This window comes from Zunongwangia sp. SCSIO 43204, assembly GCF_019904275.1.
Taxonomy (GTDB): domain Bacteria; phylum Bacteroidota; class Bacteroidia; order Flavobacteriales; family Flavobacteriaceae; genus Zunongwangia; species Zunongwangia mangrovi.
Window position 1 is genome coordinate 4,563,892 of sequence record NZ_CP063204.1, and the last position, 17,582, is coordinate 4,581,473.

Annotated in this window: 15 protein-coding genes; 9 read left to right on the top strand and 6 right to left on the bottom strand. The window is 34.5% G+C overall.

The annotated features are described in order from the left end of the window. The 3 genes from INR75_RS20190 to INR75_RS20200 are packed head-to-tail and all read right to left on the bottom strand — an operon-like array spanning position 1 to position 2,710. Positions 1-894, bottom strand: a complete 894-nt coding sequence (locus tag INR75_RS20190; protein WP_223090244.1) for a polysaccharide pyruvyl transferase family protein — start codon at positions 892-894, stop codon at positions 1-3. Next, positions 866-2,179, bottom strand: coding sequence for a lipopolysaccharide biosynthesis protein (locus INR75_RS20195; protein WP_223090245.1), 1,314 nt, complete (start codon positions 2,177-2,179; stop codon positions 866-868). Before INR75_RS20195 ends, INR75_RS20190 begins: the two co-directional genes overlap by 29 nt. A gap of 57 nt (positions 2,180-2,236) precedes the next feature. Continuing rightward, positions 2,237-2,710 carry a transcription termination/antitermination protein NusG gene (locus INR75_RS20200; RefSeq protein WP_223090246.1) on the bottom strand — a complete coding sequence of 158 codons (474 nt, stop codon included), beginning with the start codon at positions 2,708-2,710 and terminating at the stop codon, positions 2,237-2,239. Positions 2,711-3,164: 454 nt separating this feature from the next. On the opposite strand from INR75_RS20200, the gene INR75_RS20205 reads away from it, so the two are divergent. The 9 genes from INR75_RS20205 (at position 3,165) to INR75_RS20245 (ending at position 11,161) form a co-directional block, all read left to right on the top strand. Beyond that, complete coding sequence (locus tag INR75_RS20205; protein ID WP_223090247.1) at positions 3,165-3,884, top strand: energy transducer TonB; 720 nt, start codon at positions 3,165-3,167, stop codon at positions 3,882-3,884. 138 nt (positions 3,885-4,022) lie between these two features. Beyond that, a complete protein-coding gene (locus tag INR75_RS20210; RefSeq protein WP_223090248.1) occupies positions 4,023-4,436 on the top strand; it encodes a hypothetical protein in 414 nt (137 codons plus the stop codon). A 152-nt stretch (positions 4,437-4,588) separates the two neighbouring features. Further along, entirely contained in the window at positions 4,589-5,002 is a 414-nt protein-coding gene (locus tag INR75_RS20215; protein WP_092543553.1) for a response regulator, read from the top strand. A gap of 4 nt (positions 5,003-5,006) precedes the next feature. Continuing rightward, positions 5,007-5,567 carry a heme NO-binding domain-containing protein gene (locus INR75_RS20220; RefSeq protein WP_092543555.1) on the top strand — a complete coding sequence of 187 codons (561 nt, stop codon included), beginning with the start codon at positions 5,007-5,009 and terminating at the stop codon, positions 5,565-5,567. Beyond that, positions 5,545-7,914 carry a PAS domain S-box protein gene (locus INR75_RS20225; RefSeq protein ID WP_223090249.1) on the top strand — a complete coding sequence of 790 codons (2,370 nt, stop codon included), beginning with the start codon at positions 5,545-5,547 and terminating at the stop codon, positions 7,912-7,914. The genes INR75_RS20220 and INR75_RS20225 overlap by 23 nt, the downstream gene beginning before the upstream one ends. Next, positions 7,911-9,047: an FIST signal transduction protein gene (locus INR75_RS20230; RefSeq protein ID WP_223090250.1), complete on the top strand. Its 1,137-nt coding sequence runs from the start codon at positions 7,911-7,913 to the stop codon at positions 9,045-9,047. Before INR75_RS20225 ends, INR75_RS20230 begins: the two co-directional genes overlap by 4 nt. A 1-nt stretch (position 9,048) precedes the next feature. Next, positions 9,049-10,095, top strand: coding sequence for an ATP-binding protein (locus INR75_RS20235; protein WP_223090251.1), 1,047 nt, complete (start codon positions 9,049-9,051; stop codon positions 10,093-10,095). A gap of 6 nt (positions 10,096-10,101) precedes the next feature. After that, positions 10,102-10,428 carry an Hpt domain-containing protein gene (locus INR75_RS20240; protein WP_223090252.1) on the top strand — a complete coding sequence of 109 codons (327 nt, stop codon included), beginning with the start codon at positions 10,102-10,104 and terminating at the stop codon, positions 10,426-10,428. Positions 10,429-10,438: 10 nt separating this feature from the next. Beyond that, complete coding sequence (locus INR75_RS20245; RefSeq protein WP_223090253.1) at positions 10,439-11,161, top strand: LytTR family DNA-binding domain-containing protein; 723 nt, start codon at positions 10,439-10,441, stop codon at positions 11,159-11,161. A 590-nt stretch (positions 11,162-11,751) separates the two neighbouring features. Here the strand turns inward: INR75_RS20245 and INR75_RS20250 are convergent. The 3 genes from INR75_RS20250 to INR75_RS20260 are packed head-to-tail and all read right to left on the bottom strand — an operon-like array spanning position 11,752 to position 17,243. Further along, on the bottom strand, positions 11,752-14,097 hold the full coding sequence (locus INR75_RS20250; protein WP_223090254.1) for a beta-glucosidase: 2,346 nt from the start codon (positions 14,095-14,097) through the stop codon (positions 11,752-11,754). Between the two features lie 2 nt (positions 14,098-14,099). After that, positions 14,100-14,960: an alpha/beta hydrolase gene (locus tag INR75_RS20255; RefSeq protein WP_223090255.1), complete on the bottom strand. Its 861-nt coding sequence runs from the start codon at positions 14,958-14,960 to the stop codon at positions 14,100-14,102. A gap of 36 nt (positions 14,961-14,996) precedes the next feature. After that, entirely contained in the window at positions 14,997-17,243 is a 2,247-nt protein-coding gene (locus INR75_RS20260; RefSeq protein WP_255584603.1) for a TonB-dependent receptor, read from the bottom strand. Positions 17,244-17,582: the final 339 nt, after the last annotated feature.

A 17,582-nucleotide genomic window follows, 5' to 3' on the forward strand; every position in this document is an offset into this window, starting at 1 on the left:
TTATAGCGTGTAAAGTGAACTATACTTTCTTTTAAATACTTCTATTTTCTCCTGAAGTTGACCTACTTTATCATCAAGTAACTTTTCATCACTTAAAAATTGTGGTGCTTTACACATATCACCAAACTGATCAATAAATTGATTTCGCTTGAGCATATCACTATATTTATAATGAACCTTTGAAAGCCCCTTTAAAAGCAAACCATCTTCTAAACTTAAACGAGTTGCTATCTTTTCTGAAGTCGCACCTAAATTATAAGGGGCTTTTAAACAATTTGGTGTATACTGCATATCCAAAGAAGAGGTCCAGTCTTTCCATTTAAATTCATTAATACTAGGATACATTTTGATAGGAATCCAAGGTACGCGTAAGGTATCTGCAACAATTGCAGCATGCATAGCTTCTGCTAGAATAACCTCAGAAGATTTAATTGCATCGATTATCTCTAAAAACGGGGAAAGAGGATCTATATAATTAAAACCTACTTCTCTACAGACTTTCTTCCAGTCGTAATTATTATCACTTTGATGATGTGGCATAAAAGAAACCTTATATTTCTTTTCCTTTTCTCCAAAGTCAAACGTCTTCAATAAGGCTGCTCCATCAGTAATACCTAATTTAGGATCTATTCCTATTCTTTTAGCCGTTAAAGGTCCGCGCACACAAATAACATCATAAGAAGAGTCAATTTCTGGTAGTTTTCCGTAAGCAAAACCTGTACTAAAAACAACTTTTTTATGTGCCTCAGGAAAATGAAATTGAAGAATAGAACCTATACCTAAGAATATCGAACTAGGATCATCATCAAAAAAATTAGGAATTAATTTTTTAAAAATGAATGGGTTTAGGGCATCTCCGAAGTTTTTATTCTTCTGATAATAAATTAATTTCATTTTTTGTCTTGTTTAAACCGATTATAGTAACCAGGATTTTATTTAATAAATTAAATATGCTTAGAATAACACTAAAGATTAAAACACTATAGGTTGTACTTAGATCCATAGTAAAAATCATTAGAGCCTGAAGCAATACGTTAGAGCTTATACTAACTATTGGAATCCAGGACCACAACCATTTCCTAGAACAGTTCATATCCCACATCAAAACATTAATAAAAATTATGCTTGAATTAAGTATTAATAACCCTACTTCTCCTTCAAGGTGAGAGTATTTTTCTCCCATTATCCATAGAAGCGGTTCGGGAAGTATAAAACCAATCGTAATAAGTGTAAGTGCTATACATAGACCTATTCCCAAAATAGCTAAAAATTTTCTACCTAAATGTTTTTTAGATTGTCTTGCCAAATAAGGTACTACAAGTGTAGAGCTAGCCATATTAAAAATCATAAATATCTGTCCTAGTCTTCCTAGTGCGCCTACTTCAGCTATATTTTCAGAAGCTCCGAAAATTCCAATGATAAACAACGAGATTTGAGCGCTGAATGCTGAATAAATTATACCTGGTATAACTGGCTTAACATAGTTTAAAATCTCTTTTCTAGTTTCTGGATCACTCTCAACTGGTTCATCTATAAATTCCTTTGATTTTTTACGAAATCTTTCGCCATTGTAAAACACAGTTAGGCATGTTGTTAATGCTGCTATCCAAGAATTTATAATAGATAGTAGATATACAGTCCATAAAAAAATCAGCCGACAAACACCGCTTGTAAGTTGAATATTATAGATATCCTTTAACTTCCTATGAATCATCAAAGGAGTAATGTAAAAAGCAGTATTTCCTGAAAAAAATAAGTTTAGTAGTATACAAATTAATAGAAAAACAGTTATGTGTATAGGCCAACCGTGCTGCCAGGTCATATATGGAAACCCAATTAAACATATTACACTAACCACGAAAAACATGCGGTTTCTAAAAAACTTTCCTCCTTTGATATATTTCCCTAAAACAGCTTTATCATTCACCCTATTGCCTACTAGCGCAACAACAGATCCCGAAACTCCTAACTCAACCAAAACCTGCGCAGTACTTTGAAAGGCAAAAGCTATGCTATACTGTGCGTAATCTTCCACAGATAACCAATGTATTAAAAAGAACCCGCTTAACAACTGAACAAACTGCACGGCCCCTTGTCCTGCAATAAAAACGAATATTATCTTAAACCAATTATGATAAATGAGCCCAGAGAAACGGGTTCTAAATAATGCTTTAATCATCGATAGCGAAATAAAATAATGGACTAAAAACTAAATATAACGGTTTAGTATAAAATATTAAGCTAAACTTAAAGTTTTGATGACGACAGTGCATCCAAGACTACTTAAAATTAGCTTAACAGAATCTCCATTTATTTCTTTGATTACTCCATCTTTGCCTTTTAGAAGACCTTTTTTGACTTTAATTCGATCGCCTGGAGACATACTTGTAATCATACAATCTTCTACCTCTCCCATATTTAACCATTCTTCGATGGTATCAATCTCATGTTGTTTAACTATTGCAGGTTTTCCTAGCCAATAAAGATATTGCACAACACCTGGTACATTCATAACTTCTGTTTTAGGATTGGAAGCGTGACGCACAAATACATAAGATTTAAATAGTGGATCTGTTACTATTTTAGTTCTATCAGACCATTTACTTGATCTTTCTACCAAAGGACAATAAACTTCGTAACCTATGTTTCTTAATCTATCGGCTACTTTTTTTTCAAATCTACTTTTTGTGTATAATACAAACCATTTCATAGCATATAATTTTTTTAGTTTAAAAAATTCTAATCTTGCTAAAAGTATTTGTAGGGAGGGGTGATGAGAGGCATAAATACTGCTTCGCCTCGTCACTCACTTAAGATTGTGAGCAACTACTATTTTTTGCATCTGGGATCTAAATAAAGAATTAATATTCTATTAGTTAAAATTTTAAGACTTTTTTCGATAAGATTCTTAAATAATCTGCAAAAACTACAAAAAATCTTACAAATCATACAATTACTTATAAATCAATATGTTTCACCACATCCAATTGCTCTATGAACGATAAAAACGTCCTATTATCGATAACAACCCTTCCTAAATAAACGTTAAAAAGCTTTATGCGGCATAAAAATTGTTATTAAAATAACAGTCACCACCTCCCTATTTATCAGTGATTTGATAAGTTCAATTTGTAACATTTTTTATTAACATAAATTTTTTTATTATGAAACCGAAGAAAAACCCAAAGGCAGATCTTAGGAAAAAGACCGTTCTATTTTTACAAATTGGACTTATCGTCGTCTTACTGTTCTCTTATTTAATGATCAATTTAAAAACCTATGATCAAAAACAAGCAAAAGCAGAGCAATGGGATCCTACAGAAATGACTGAAGAAGAGGCCATCCCCATAACAAAGGTTCAGGAAGACTTACCGCCGCCAAAACCTAAAGATCCACCGGTAATTGAACTTATTGAGGATGAATCTCCTGAGAATGAGGACGAAATAGAAAGTACAGAAACAAGTTTAGACGATATCGTAGAAGTAGATGAAATAATTGAAGCTCCAGAGGATGATCCAGTAGAACCAGTTCCTTTTGAATTTATTGAAGATGTCCCGATTTTTCCAGGATGCGAAAGCTTAGACGATAATGAAGAGCGAAAAGCCTGCATGAGTGAGAAGATCTCTCGCTTTATAACCAAAAGGTTTAATACTGGTTTGGGCGAAGATCTAGGTCTAAGCGGTATAAATCGAGTAACTATAATGTTCGAAATAGATAAGAACGGAGACGTTAAAAATGTAAAGGCAAGAGGACCACATAAACTTCTTGAGGAAGAAGGAAAAAGAGTTATCAAACTTTTGCCTACAATGGAGCCCGGTAAACAAAGAGGTAAACCAGTACCTGTTCGATATACGATACCTATAAACTTTAAAATTCAAAATTAAAACAGCAAGGATAAAAAATACATACTATTTATGGCCGGTTTTCAACCGGCCATTTTTTACACTATCGATTCGTTTTTAGCACTTTTGGCTTTCTTATTTTAAGAAAATTCACTAACTTATAATGCAATATCAATAATTATGAGGCTTGCAGATTCAAAATATACTGACCAGGTAATCGAATCTATCGATTATGATTTTGGTGTATTTTATTTTCTTGATGATATTATTGTTTCAGAAATGCATAAAGGCATTACTTTTAACTGGAAATGCGCAGAACAAGTAATTGCTGATGCCAAGCGAATTCTTGGTGAAGATTGTAGACCTCATTATATTTCTAACAGAATCAACGAATACTACACGGTATCTCAAGACTGGTTAAAATTCTTTAATAATCGATATTTTTTAAAGAGTTTTTCTGTAATTACTCCGCATCCTTCAGGAATGATGAATCTTATTTTCGAACGAATGTTTTACCGAAGAAAAATTTTTCAGGTAACTTCCTTGCACGATGCATTCGAACATATCGAAAAGATTCAAACGGAAAGTGTTTGAGCAACAAGATTTATTCCTGCACAAAATATTATTATTTCCCACTCAACTATCCAAAACAACCATTTAACGATACTAATTTCTAATTAGACGAATACTCCTTATTTTTCACTAAGATTATCTGAATTTTGTTTACATAAGACACTAAAATTAAAATGAAAAATAAGCTAACAATCCTTTTTATCGAGGACGATATGATCGAAGTGATGAAATTGAACAGAACAATTTCTTCCTTATCCCTACCTCACCATATCATTGAAGCTAAAAATGGTGAAGAAGCCCTTACGATCTTAAACAAGAAAGACCGCCTACCAGATATTATATTTTTAGATCTAAATATGCCTAAAATGAATGGTATAGAATTTCTTAAAATATTAAAGGCAGATGATGTCTTAAAATACATACCCACTATTATCCTAACCACTTCTAGTAACCGAAGAGATCTATTGGAGTGCTACAAAATTGGTATAGCAGGATACATTATTAAACCTTTGAAATACGAAGATTATGTATCCAAACTTAGTAGCGCCCTTGATTATTGGAGTCAGAACGAATTGATTAAAGGATAAAGTTATGAAAGGCATTGTATTTACAGAATTTCTCGATATGGTCGAGAAAAAATTTGGTATTGAGGTAGTAGATCATATAATAAATGAATCTAAACTGCAATCTGATGGAGTTTATACTTCTGTAGGAACCTACGATTTTGTAGAAATGCAAAGCCTTTTGATAAATCTTAGTAAAAAGGTAGATATTCCTCTGGATGGTCTTATCTATAATTACGGACTCTATTTTTTTAATGTTCTTACCAGTGTACATCCTGGAATATTTGCATTGTACAAAGATCCAATAGAATTATTATCTTCTATCGAGAATCATATTCATGTTCAGGTAAGAAAATTATATCCGGGAGCAGAGCTTCCAACTTTTAAAATTGAAAAAAAGAACGAAGATCATCTAGAAATTTTGTATTTTTCAGAGAGAGCAATGTACATGTTCGCCAAAGCCCTAATGGAAAAAACTTTTGAACACTATGACCAGGGTTCTGAAATTCGGTTAGAAAAGATCGAAGATGACGGAACTAAGGTCAGATTCGTGATATCTAAAAAACATGGAGCCTACCAACAAAATTGAAATATTAGAAAGAGCGCTAGAAAGAGAAAAAAAGGCCAGAAAACTTGCTGAAAAAATACTGGAAGAAAAATCGACCGAATTATACGACCTCTCTGAAGCACTTCGCCAATCAAACAATCGCCTTAAAGAACTACTTAACGAAAAGACTTCCCAGCTAGAAGGTGTATTTGTAAATATCATCGATGCATACATCGTTATGGATATTCAGGGAAATGTCCTTAAAATGAACCAGGCAGCCAAAGATATGCTTGGTTACGATAATGAAAAAGAGCTTGTAAATCTACTAAACTTAGTACATTCTGATTACGTCGTATATACTGCAGCCGCCTTTAAACAACTATATCATACCGGTAGTTATAATGATTATAAAGCAAGGATCATCACCAAAGAAGGTACTGAAAAAATAGTTCAGATTAACGCAAGTATTATCTATGACCGTGATGGTAAACCGGTAGCGGCACAAGGCGTTGCCCGTGATATCACCGAAGAGATCGAAATTAAACGCCAGCTCGAGTCTCAAAACAAACAATTAGATCTTATTTTCGACAACTCCCCTATTGGCATCTCTCTTACAAAAACCAACTTTAAAGGTCTTTTAAAAGTCAACAAATCCCTGGTGAGTATGTTTGGATACACTCTGGAAGAATTCAATAATCTTAGCATAAAAGATGTTACTCATCCAGAAGATGAAGTCAGCAGTGAGAAGTTACGGCAAATGATCGAAGGTGAAATAGAATCATATACCATTAATAAGCGATACATTAAAAAAAGCGGAGAAACATTGTGGGCTAAAACACGGGTTGCTGCTATTAGAGACGAAGCTGGTAAAATTCTTTATCAGGTCGCCACAGTTGAAGATATCACCAAAGAAAAGATCGCGAAAGAAAAAATCGAAGAGTCAGAGAATCGACTTTCAACCTTGATCGTTAATCTACAAACTGGAATTTTATTAGAAGACGAAAACCGTAAAATACTGCTTACCAATAACAAATTTTGTAATCTTTTTGGCATCCAGGCTAGTCCAGAGGTCTTAAAAGGTGCAGATTGTTCTAATGCTGCAGAAGAAAATAAGAGCTACTTTCAAGATCCAGAGCAGTTTGTAAACAGGATTGATGAATTACTAGATAAAAAAGAAATAGTAATAGGGGAAGAATTAGAACTTGTTAATGGAAGCATTTACGAACGTAGCTACATTCCTATTTATCATGAAGGTAAATATAAAGGTCATCTTTGGAGCTACGATGATGTAACGATTCAGAAAAACTACAAGGAGAGCCTTAAAGCGCAAAAAGAAAAATATAGTAGTATAATCGCTAATATGAATCTTGGCTTGTTAGAAGTAGATCTTAAAGATACCATTTTAATGGCCAACCAAAGTTTTACTGAAATGAGTGGTTATACAGAAGATGAACTTGTAGGAAAAACAGCTTCTGATATATTCCTGATCCCCGAATCTCAAGCCGAGTTTAACAAGAATGATAAAATAAGACAAAAAGGAGTTTCTAATTCTTACGAAGTAAGGGTAAGAACTAAAGATAACCAGCTTCGATACTGGTTAGTTAGTGGTGCCCCCAATTATGATGTAAATGGTAAAATGCTTGGATCTATTGGGATACACCTGGACATCACAGAAATGAAATTGCTAGAAGCCCAAAAGGAACAATTACTTAAAAACCTGGAGCAACAAAACGAACATCTTAACGAATATGCCCACATCGTTTCTCATGATCTAAAATCACCTTTGCGTAATATTTCTGCACTTTTAAGCTGGACCAAAGAAGATTTTAGAGAAAAACTGGGAGAAGAGAGTATGATGAATCTGGATCTTATGCAGGGCAAAGTAGAAAAGATGGATCATCTTATCGAAAATATCTTAAGATATTCTAGCATCGAAGATGGAAATATCCAAAAACAAGAGTTAGACCTTCAGGAACTGGTATTAGAAATTTTAGGCTTGATTTATATTCCAGAACATATAAAAGTGACGATCTTAAATAAGTTACCGGTAATTTATGGTGATCGTACCAGAATTCAGCAGGTTTTTCAAAATCTATTAAGCAACGCTGTAAACTATATTGATAAGGAAAAAGGATTTGTAGAAATCGATTATACAGAAAATACGACGCATTACACCTTCAGTATAAAAGACAATGGTATAGGGATAGAAAAGGAGCATCACCAACGAATATTCAAAATTTTCAATGCTTTGGGAACTCATGAAAAGTCTACGGGGGTTGGTTTGAGTATCGTGAAGAAAGTGATCGATCTTTATGAAGGTGAAATCTGGCTGGATAGTGAAGTAGGTAAAGGAACGGTTTTCTTTTTCAGTTTAAAAAAACAAATATGAAGATACTTCAGGCAATAAAAACCTTAGATTCTTTCTGGCAATACACCAGCGGAGCTAAAGAGCATTTAAATAATCCACTAGTTCTAATTTTTGCTGAAAGAAAATTATTAGAAGATCCTGAAGTTTTAGAAGATATTCGCGAAGAGTTTCCTTATCACCACCTAATATTTGGAAGTGCTGCCGGAGAAATTACAGGCGAAAAAGTTACTGAAAACTCCATTGCAGTTACACTTATTGAATTCGAAAAAGCAAGCTTCGAGGTTAAAACCGCAAACATCTTAGATTTCAATAAAAATGGCGAAGCTCTAGGTTATCATTTAGCGAGTCAATTTGAAAAAGAAAATCTAAAGCATTTTTTTATAGTTTCAGAGGGTAGTTTTGTTAATGGTAGTTCTTTAATAAAAGGGATAGAAAAATACACCAAGCAAAAAATCACTCTAACTGGAGGTTTATGTGGCGATGGTGCAAGATTCGAAAAGACACTGGCTTCTTACAACGAAAATCCAAAAGAAGGAGAAATAATTATGATCGGGCTATATGGAGCAAGCCTGGAAGTTACTTATGCTAGTTATGGCGGATGGATACCTTTTGGGCCTGAACGCATAATCACAAAATCTAAAGGCAATGTGCTTATAGAATTAGATGATCTACCTGCTTTAGATCTGTATTCGAAATATCTTGGTGATAAAGCGCAGGAGCTTCCGCAGGCTGCTTTACTTTACCCTTTAAATGTTACTGAAGATGGAAAATCTTACAGCCTGGTTAGAACTATACTTAACATCGACGTTCAAAATAAATCGATGATCCTGGCAGGTGATGTTCCTGAAGGTGCACACGCACAACTAATGATGGCAACTGTAGATGGTATTGCTCTGGGAGCAGCAACCGCTGCATCGAAAGCAATAGAAAGACATTCTAAATTACCTGAACTTGCGGTTTTGGTAAGTTGCATTGGTCGCAGGATCATAATGGACCAAAGAGTGGAAGAAGAGATAGAAGAGGTCTCTGAAATTTTAGGTAAACAGGCAAAAATAGCGGGCTTTTATTCTTACGGAGAAATTGCACCTTATGCTACAAGTATGGAGTGTAACCTGCATAACCAAACCATGACACTAACCTTAATAAGCGAATAGCATGAATCCTCTACTAAAACGGCAAATTAGAAAATACTTTCCCGAAGAATTTAACGAAGATGAGCGATTCGCAGAATTCTTTAAAGCCGTAGAGGAATCTTACAAAACAAATGATGACCAACTAAGCATGATTCAGCGGGCTATGAAAATAAGTTCGGACGAATTATTTAGCGCTAACCGAAAGTTAAGATTAGAGGCACAAAGCCAAAAAGAAATCTTAGATCGCTTAAAAGCGGTAATCGCTAATTTAGATATTAAAAATTCAGCAAATAAAAGTCAATCTGGAGAAGAACTTAATGTTTCAGATCTCGCAACTTATATAGAAAAACAATCGCTGGAAATCGCGAAAATCAATAGAGAGCAGGAAGCACTTTTATTAAACCTCGAAAAGAAAAATCAGGTTCTTTCAGACTACGCCCACATGGTTTCGCACGATCTAAAATCACCTCTACGAAGTATAAATAGTTTAGTAACCTGGATAAAACAAGACTACGAGGGCAAAATCGATGAAAATGGGATCAACCAGCTAAATATCGTTTTAAAAAGCGTAGAGAAAATGGATGCGCTAATTAGCGGCATCTTAAATTATTCTACCATAGATCAGGAAGTGCTCGATGTTTACGAAGTAGATACACATCATCTGGTTAACGAAATCGTACAGATCATTTACAAACCTTCTCATATCAAAATCGAAATTTCAGACCAACTTCCTGTGGTGAATGGTGACAAATTCCGGCTACAGCAATTGTTTCAAAATTTAATGCAAAATGCGGTAAAAAGTATTGATAAACCTGAAGGTATAATAAAAGTAAATGTCGAAGAAAGTGACGATTTTTGGATATTTTCTATAAAAGACAACGGAAAAGGCATCGAAAAAGATCATTTCAACAAAATTTTTCAGATATTTGAAAAAATTGATAACGATTTTAATTCTACCGGAATTGGATTATCCATTGTAAAAAAGATCATCGATTTTTATGGTGGAAAAATCTGGCTAGAAAGCGAATTATCAATTGGCACCATTTTCTACTTTACTTTACCTAAATAAATCGATATGGAAGAGAAACCTAACTACTCTTACATAAGCCAGCTATCTGGTGGAGACAAAGATTTTGAAGAGCAATTACTGGACGTGGTTCGTTTAGAGCTGCCTCAAGAAATTGAGAACTACAAAAATCATTTGGAAACAGATAATTTTATGCGCGCCGGTGACGATGTTCATAAAATTAAACATAAAATTAGTATTTTAGGCTTAGAAAAGAGCTATCAGGTTGCAATAGATCATGAAGACAGCCTTCGTAAAGGTATAGTTAACGATGATCTATATCAGCGATTTGAAGAGATTCTTAACGCAATGACCACGTTTATTCAAAAAGCCTAAAATCTAACCTATGCAGTGTATAATTGTAGATGACGAAGCAGCAGCGAGAACTATTTTAAAAAAACTTGCTTCAAATAATGAAAATCTAGAAGTACAGGCAGAATTTTCTAATGCCTTACAGGCCATTAAGCATCTTAACCAAAATGAGGTAGAGCTTATCTTCCTTGATATACACATGCCAGATTTTAATGGTTTTGATTTCATTCAAACCATTAAAAATCCTCCAAAGATCATATTATCTACTTCAGATAGAAACTTTGCTATAGAAGCATTCGAATATGATTGCATCGTAGATTACCTGGTAAAACCCATCGTCCAGGAACGTTTCGATAAAGCCATTAAAAAAGCTTTAAACTTCTCTCCTTCTGAAATTTCAGAAACAACATCTTCTGAAAAAGTTGAAGCCAATCCTAAAGATTCTGGTAACGACCTTTATGTGAATATAGATCGTAGATTAATTAAAATAGATATCCCAACGATCTATTTAATAGAAGCAAGAGGTGATTATATTTTAATAAAAACATCGGGAAAAAACTATACGGTACACTCTACCATGAAAAAGATCGAAGACAAACTACCCGATAGCCTCTTTTTAAAAATCCATAGATCTTTTATCATAAACGTCGATAAAATTATTGATATAGAAGACAATAGCGTTTTAATTGAGAAAGACGTAATCCCAGTTAGCCGATCTAACCGCCCTGAACTTATGAAACGTCTAAATCTTTTATAAGAAATACACTTCATTTACAACTCGACGGCACTTTATTACCTTCCATCTATACTTTAAAAATCCTCAACGATTTCTTCCAATTTCAGCTTTAATGCTGTGCTATATTTGTCATGTAGTTAAGAGATAAAAATATCAAAATAGCTACTTGATGTTTGACATAATTTTTTGTTTTTGAGTTTTGAGTTTATAGCTCAGCGCCTTACCTATAAAGCTAAGAGCCCTACTAATTAGATTTATAGGTTTGGACTGAGCAGAGGCATGAATCAGTCTGGGAGATGAAGCTCCTCGGTAGAGAAATGTAAGTGATTTGTTGTGACTGAGACATTGCCTTTTTAAACGAATGAAAATGGGATTGGAGAAAGTGATTCCCTTTTCTGAAGATATTCTTGGGAGAAGGGAATTTTATTAGGAAAATATAGATAAAAGATTTTTAGGCTAATACAAATAGTTGGATTATAAAGATTGGTTAGTTAGTTGGTTAGGTTAGGTTGAAAATGCCGGGAGTGGTTACCCGGCATTTTCTTTTATTAGTTTTACAAAACAAAAAAGCCCGGCATTCGCCGGGCTTTTTTATTAATCATTAGCCTAGATTAATTCTTCAGTACTGGCATTTCAGTATCTAGATCGAAGGTGTTATTTACTTTTTCTGCAGTAATGTTCGAAGAAACTTCAAACTCATCTTTCAACTTAATATCCAAAGATGAAGCACCAATTTTTAAGGTATAAGTTCCCTTTTCAGCTATCCATGCACTTTGAGCATCTACAAAAGAAGCGAGATCTTTAGGGCTTAAAGTGAATTTTAAAATTTCACTCTTACCTGGTTTCAAAGTTTTGGTCTTACCAAATGCTTTTAATTCCTGTGATGGCTTATCCACCAAATTAGCAGGAGCACTTACATAAAGCTGTACAATTTCTTTTCCGGCAACATTACCAGTATTGGTCACTTTCACAGAAACTTCTAATTCATCTTCAAAATTTGAAGTGCTAAGTTTAATATCAGAATATTCAAAAGTAGTATAAGAACTACCATAGCCAAATTCGTAAGACGATTTTACATCGAAAGTATCAAAGTAACGATACCCAATATAAATTCCTTCCTTATAATAAACATCGGTTGGTTTTTGTATGGGCTCTCCTAACCAGTTTGCTGCTGAAGCATGGTGGTTATAATCGATTGGGAAAGTCATGGTTAATTTACCACTTGGGTTTACTTCTCCGCTGAAAACATCAGCTACCGAGTTCCCCCCTTCTTGTCCTGGCTGCCATGCTAATAAAATTGCATCAACTTTATCTTTCCATGATGCTGTTTCGATAACACCACCAATATTAAGAATCACGATCACTTTCTTACCTTCAGCATGAAAAGCTTCAGTTACAGTGTTTATCAATTTCACCTCATCCTGACCTAAATAAAAGTCATCATCTATCTTTCTATCGAACTGCTCACCTGAATTTCTTCCTAAAGTAATAACCGCAACATCTGCAGATTTTGCTTTAGCTTCTACTAACTTATCTTCTGGTAACATTTCAGGTAGACGCTTATTATCGGCTAGTAAACCAATTTCTTCACGTCGCTTATTTTCATTTTCTACTGCTTGTGCCACAAATGGCTCGTATAAGTTCTGTAATTCTTCATCTACCGTATAACCTGCATTATCTAATCCTTGTAGCAACGAAATACTATAAGCTTCGTTTACATCTCCACTCCCAGTACCTCCAGCAATAAAGCTGTAAGAATGATCACCAAAAACAGCGATACTTCCAGATTTATCGGTAAATGGTAATACGTTATCTTCATTTTTCAATAAGATCATTCCTTCAGCTGCAACCTTTCTGGTTACTTCTGCATGCGCTTCCAGATCTGGTTTGTTGCTGAATTTGTAATTATCTGTCGTAGGTGATTTACGGATGTATTCTAAAATACGTCTTAGACTGGCATTTACCGCTTCTTCGTTTACAGTTCCTTCTTCGATAGCTTTAGCCAATGCTTCACGTTGTGCTTCAGTTCCAGGCATCAATAGATCATTCCCTGCATTGATCTGAGCGACAACATCACTAACAGATCCTTCCTCTAAAATAGATTCGAATCCTGGATAACCACCAAACCAATCGGTCATAACCAAACCTTCGTATCCCCACTCATCTCTAAGAATAGTGGTTAATAGATCTTTGTTTGCAGAAGCATAAGTTCCGTTTAGTTTATTATAGGCGGTCATCACCGTCCATGGTTTAGACTCTTTTATCGCAATTTCGAAACCACGTAAATAGATCTCTCTCATAGCACGTTCGCTAATATGAGCGTTTACCGCCAGGCGATTGGTTTCCTGATTGTTTGCCGCGAAATGCTTAATAGAAGTACCCACATCGTGAGACTGAATACCTTTAATATAAGCACTTGCAATTTTACCGGCAACTAAAGGATCTTCTGAATAGTATTCAAAGTTTCTACCGTTAAGCGGATTCCTATGAATATTTAAAGCAGGTGCTAATAAAACATCAACTCCGTATTCCTTCACTTCTTCTCCCATGGCTTCTCCAACAGATTCGATCAAATCTGTATTCCATGTTGAAGCTAAAGCCGTTCCTACAGGAAATGCTGTAGCGTAATATGTATTAGGATCGTTTTGACGTTTTGGCTCTATACGTAATCCGGCAGGTCCATCAGCAAAAACAGTTTCTGGAATCCCTAATCTTGGAATTTGATCGTTTCCACCGGCTTCTCCCAAAACTCTAACATCTGGTTCACCTTCTAAAGGTACTAAGCCAGCATAACCGGGCATCCCGGGACCTACCAATAATTTGGCTTTTTCTTCAGGCGTCATGGCATTTATCAGCTCGTCTATAGACGCTTTTTCATACTGTGGCGCATTTTGCGCAGTAAGTGCTTTAAAGCTTAATAAAGCCAAAAAAGCAACTATACTAATTTTACTTGTCATATTTAATCGTTTATATAGTTATATTGAATCAACCAATCTTCAAATCGCTTAAACCAGGTATCTACTGGTAAATTTTGCTTGGACATTCCAAATCCATGGCCGCCCGAAGCATACATATGCAATTCTACAGGGTAACCAGCTGCTAACCATTTATTATAGAGCGAAATACTTTTGGGAGCTAATTTTAATTGATCGTCACTTGCAGCCGCAATAAATAATGGTAGCGGTTTTTGTGGAATTTCAGCATTCAATAATTTATCTGTAGGACCTCCATACATCGAAGCTGCAAAATCTGGTAAGTTTTCTACGGAAGAATTGTTCAGTATACTTTCTAATATTACCGTTCCACCGGCAGAAAATCCTATAACACCAATTTTATCGGGGTCTAAATTATACGCTGAAGCATTTTTTTTAACAAATTCTATTGCTTTTATACAATCCTGACCTGCTAGCTTTTGTACAGCGGCGGTTCGCTCGTAATGCGCATCTCTATCCTGTAAATTTGCAATAAGCTCTTTCGCTGGATCCTTAGTTTTAGAATGAATTAATCGATATTTTAAAACAAAAGCAGTAATACCTTTTGACGCTAGGTATTCTGCTAGTTTAGTTCCTTCTTTATGAATTGATAAAGTTTGAAAACCACCCCCAGGAGCTATAATTATTGAAGTTCCATTAGGATTTTGAGGTTCAAAGACCAATACTTCAGGGTTTACAACATTGTAAACCACTTCAGTATTAAAAAGATCTGAATACATTTTAGCTTCTTCCCAGGTCCAGTTTTCTGAACCTGGGGCTTCGCCTTCATAAAGTGCTATAGTCTTATCCTGGGCATTTATATTAGTTATTGAAAACAGAAATACCATAAAAAAAGACGGCTTAAATTATACATTCTTAGCTTTTTAGAAATTAATATTTACTGAAGCCTGTACGGTAAATGGCCTTATATAAGATCCAGATAATGTGCTTCCGTAGAATTGGCTGGCATCATTAATCAACTCGGCGCCATTAATTGTTCCTTTTGCTCCTGTTTGGTTTAAGAAGTTAACCACGGTTGCTCCAAAATTAATATGGTCGTTATATTTATAATTTACTCCTCCAAAATTCTCCCATCTTGGAGCAAAGAACAAGGCATTATTAATATTTGCATATTGCTTGCTGAAGTATCTAAAACTTGCCCAAATTCTCCAATCTTTGTAGGTATAACTTGGATCTATCTCCATTAGAACATTAGAGATTTCAAGAACTGTTTTATCACTATAATCGTAACTTTCTCCAAAGGCATCGAAAGTAAAATCTTTATAAACAGGATCCTGAATTGTAATTAAATAATGAAGATTAAATCCTTTAAATGGAGTGATCATCATATCTGTTGTCCAACCTAATGTTTGAATATTATAGAAAACAGAAGTTTGTTGAGATTCTGTATTATCTGCAGGGTTTACTAAATTATAGCGTGTTAGATAGTTGTTCTTAGTAAGGTAAGTTGCTTGCGAAACTAAACTAAAATAATCGGTATTCCAGAATACACCTAAACCAGCAAGTGGACTTCTACTTTTTACAACACTAGGATCGATAGCCGTCGAAAAGTTTTCTAAACGACCGTTTTCTTCCGTATATAAAAAGTTACCTAATACTCCGAAATTTTTAGTGATGTTATAATTTGCATTCAAATTACCTGCAACATGAAAATAGCTTTCATCTATAGCTGTAAGTTCTGCATCAGCTAAGGTAAAACCTTCTGAACGTGGCGTTCTTGTAAAATCACCATCTATTAAATGGTATCTTAACATTAAACCGGCTTTTATATTTAATTTATCTGAAACCTTCCAGGTATCGTTAGCATAAACTGCTAATTTGTTTTCTGTTCCGTTAAAATATTCTGCGCTGGTGTTGTAACCGTAAAAACCATATTCATCGGTATTGGGACCTATTAATCGTTGCGGCTGATTTTCTACAGTTTGAAAATAAAGAGACCTATTAGAAACATATTTATCTACATTATAATATTGCTCTAAAATCCCTAAGGTTACATTATGATCTTCGATTTGCTTGTTGATGGAAAATCTACCCATAATCGTAGTGGTAGGAATTTCTGGAGAGTTTAACCCTAACTGCGTTCCTACTCTTCCTGTGTATTCTTCTCCTGTGCTTGCGATTGTATATCCATCTTGAGCACCGGCGTTAAAAATACTTAGTGGAATACCGTATAACAATGAAGCTTTAGCTAAATGGAGCCGGGTTGAATATTTAAAATTCCAGCCGTTATCTAATCTATAGTTACCAAAAATATCTAGGTTGTGAGAAGTATTGGTATTTGCTGCACCATCTAATTCTCCAAAATAATATTCACCATCGCGAATATCTCTAAATCGCATACGACCGTCACGTACGATATAAGAATCGTTACCAATTTCGAAACCATCTATTTCATTAGCTTCACCATTAGGTCCATATTCAAAAACAGCATAATTTGTATTTACGTAAGAATCTGCATACTTATAGTAAACATTAAATTCGCCTTTATCTTCTTTAAAATACTTGGTAAGACCTACTCTAAAAATCTTAGTTTGATCTACATAATTATTAAATCCGAGATCATACGTACTTGGATCAAAATTGACAAATGCTCCTGCAGAATACGTCCACCCATTATCTGAGATAGGACCAGAAACATTAACATCACCTTGAAACCAACCAAAATGACTTCCTGTAAGATTTAATTTACCCTGAAATTCTTTAGTTCCATTTTGCGTATAAGAATTAACTGCAAACCCTAAATCTCCCATTGTCGTAGCTAAATCTTCCATCTTAAGAAGACCTGTATTTTTAAGGCCTACACTTTGCCTCCAGGTTTTATTTGGTAATTCTGGCCAATAAAAATAAACTACAGGTAAATCGTTTTCGAGAATAGTAATACCACCCACTGTAGCAGGCAAACCAATATTCACATCACGTGGCCCCGAATTATTTGCTGCATTGAGCATCACGTTACGGTCACCACCTTCTTCACTTAAATCTGAATCTTTTAATTCTTGCTGAATCTGAATAGAATCTTTAGAACTTAAATTTTCTTCCTGCGCCAGAATACTTTTTGCACCCAAGACAAAAGGAAGAAGAGTAAAAAATTTCAAGTAATTTAATTTCATGTTTTTATTTTGAGTCATTATGTTTCATTGTGAAACATTTAGCGTATAAACAAAAAAAATCACAAAGCTAGACTATACTTTTAATATCAATCCTAAACAAATGCAAACCTTTTCGTTAACAACTAACAATGTTTCAATATGAGACAATATTAGATAAATTTTACAAAGTCTCAAAACGAAGCATTGAAATTTAACAAAATTTACATCTTATATTTCTCAAAAAAGCAATGAGATATTCAGAATATGCGTTTTCATTAAAAACACTAAGAAAAATGTTTTCGGTGATTTTTCAGTAAATTCCCATAAACTAAGCCGGCTTAGGGAAAGCTTCTAGCCTAG